General features: G+C 29.4%; 4 protein-coding genes. All 4 read left to right on the top strand.

From position 1 onward, the window contains the following. Positions 1–225: energy-coupling factor ABC transporter permease (locus tag KKC53_03065; protein ID MBU2598145.1), on the top strand; the 225-nt coding region annotated here is incomplete at its 5' end. A 65-nt stretch (positions 226–290) separates the two neighbouring features. After that, positions 291–683, top strand: coding sequence for a PDGLE domain-containing protein (locus KKC53_03060; GenBank protein MBU2598144.1), 393 nt, complete (start codon positions 291–293; stop codon positions 681–683). Between the two features lie 90 nt (positions 684–773). Continuing rightward, entirely contained in the window at positions 774–1,556 is a 783-nt protein-coding gene (gene cbiQ, locus KKC53_03055) for a cobalt ECF transporter T component CbiQ (GenBank protein MBU2598143.1), read from the top strand. 182 nt (positions 1,557–1,738) lie between these two features. After that, positions 1,739–2,482 (top strand): energy-coupling factor ABC transporter ATP-binding protein (locus KKC53_03050; protein ID MBU2598142.1); only part of this gene is annotated, 744 nt, incomplete at its 3' end.

The raw sequence follows: 2,482 nt of genomic DNA, 5'->3' as shown, positions 1-2,482 counted from the left end.
TTAGAGTTGTCTATTTCAGGAACTAGCCCACTAAATGTAGCATTACCAGCAATGGCTGGAGTTCATGCTTTAATAGGTATCGGTGAAGCAATTATTACATCAGTAGTTTTGGTTGGGGTCATGAATGTAAGACCAGATTTGATAAGAGAATATCAGAAATATGAGGAATCAGGAAGTTATGGAATTAATAACTTAAGAAACCAACAATCTAAGGAGACCTTTTAAAAATAAATTATTATTTAATTTAAAAAAGGCTAATAAATTTTTAGGATCGTAATTTTAGGATTGTAATGATTGTATGGATCAAGATTCAATCATTTTTTATTATTTATAAAAAAATATTTTATATTAAATATTTTATAATTAAATTTAAAGGAGAAGATGTGGGAAAGAAGATAAAAACCTTTGTATTATTAAGTTTGATAGTCGCATTAATTTTGGCAATATTCATATCACCATTTGCATCACCTTCGCCTGATGGATTAGAGAAAGTAGCAGAGGATAAAGGATTTATTGAGAAAGCTCTTGAGGAAGGTGTATGGAGATTTTCTCCAATACCTGATTATGCATTCCCTGGTATAAGCAATGAAGCAATTGCAACTTCAATTGCTGGACTAGTTGGCACTCTAATAACAGTTATAATAGGATGGCTGATAGCAAAATTAATTATTATTAAAAAATAAATAGGTTTAAAATCCAGAATCTTGCTTCTCGCAATGACAGCTTTGAGTGAATATTTAATTTTAATTTAAAGGTATTACTTATTTAATAAAATGAAACATTCTTTTTTAGATAAATATAGCAGTTTAGATAGTTTCATACATAAACTCGATCCCAGAGTCAAGATTATAACTACAATATTTTTTTTGATTGTAGTTATGACTACATCACCAATTTTTCTTTGGGCTTTCTTGATTTATTTTTTGATTGAGCTCATCATTCTGATAATTTCTAAAATTCCGATCAATTTTGTATTAAAAAGATTTGTCATTGTATTACCATTCATTTTATTTATTATTATATTTTCTCCTTTTATTAGTAAGAATGAATACTCAGGTTCTTACAATTTGGGTATCTTGCGGAATCTTAGTGGCGAATTTTACAATATAAATTCAGTTCTTGTGATAGTGAATGTTGTATTGAAGAGCTTCTTGAGTATCATCGCTCTCGTACTTCTTTCTTCAACAACTCCCTTTTCACAACTTCTATTGGGTTTCAGGAAATTGAGAGTGCCTTCAATTTTTACGAATATAGCATCTTTCATGTATAGGTATGTTTTTATCATAGTTGATGAGGTCCAAAGAATGGTAAGAGCAAGAAATGCAAGAAATTATAGAGGTAAATGGATTTTGCAATCTAAAGTAATAGGGACTATGATCGCAAACCTTTTCTTGAGAAGCTATGAGAGGGGAGAGAGGGTTTACCTTACTATGTTATCCAGGGGATATAATGGTGATCTTATCTTAAACTATAAATACAAAATTGGATGGATTGATTGGCTTTATTTAAGTATTTTCTCTATAATTTTAGTTCTAACAATGTTTTTTACAAGATAAACTTAAATTTTGAGAAATTTTATATAAAAACCCAGTAAATCATGTGTAATTGTGAAGGCTATATGCAATTAAATAATCTAAAGTGTGTGAGTTTGCAGAATTTATTCTAAGTGAAAGAGAAGGAACTCACTCGCAATGACATGGTTCACTAAATATTGACGTTTTTATTAAGGTGAAAATTTATGTATGAAAATAAAAATATTGCTATAGAAATTAAAAATTTAAGTTTTACTTATCCTGATGGAACAGAAGCTTTAAAAGATGTAAGTTTGAAAGTTTGTGAAGGTGAATCTTTAGCCATAATTGGTCCAAATGGAGCAGGAAAAAGTACATTGTTACTTAATTTAAATGGATTATTAAAGGGTAATGGTTTAGTTAAAATATTTGGTACAGAAATTAATTCGTCAAACCTAAGAGATGTTAGAAAGAAAGTGGGTCTTGTCTTTCAAAATCCGGATGATCAACTATTCTGTTCTACTGTTTATGAGGATGTTGCTTTTGGTCCAATGAATTTAAGATTAAAAGAAGTGGAAATAGAAAGAAGAGTAAATGATGCTCTTTTAAAAGTTGAGATGAACGGATACGAAAATCACAATGCTTTTCACCTTAGTTATGGTCAAAAAAAGAGAGTAGCTATTGCTACTATTTTATCTATGAATCCTGATATTATTGCTATAGATGAACCCAGTAGTAATTTAGATCATAATTCTCAATTAAGGTTTGCAAAGATACTTATTTCCTTATTAAAAACAAAATTGATTGTTACTCATGATATACCCTATGCAGCCTTATTATGTGATAGAGTAGTTATTATAGATAGTGGGAAGATAGTTGCAGATGGGTTACTTTTTGATATTTTATCAAAACCTGAGTTATTAGAAAGACACCGATTAGGATTTCCGCCTGGTTTTTCCATAGAAAAATTA

Source organism: Actinomycetota bacterium (assembly GCA_018830725.1).
In the GTDB taxonomy this organism is placed as follows: domain Bacteria; phylum Actinomycetota; class Humimicrobiia; order JAHJRV01; family JAHJRV01; genus JAHJRV01.
This window is presented reverse-complemented; position numbering and strand designations above follow the sequence as displayed.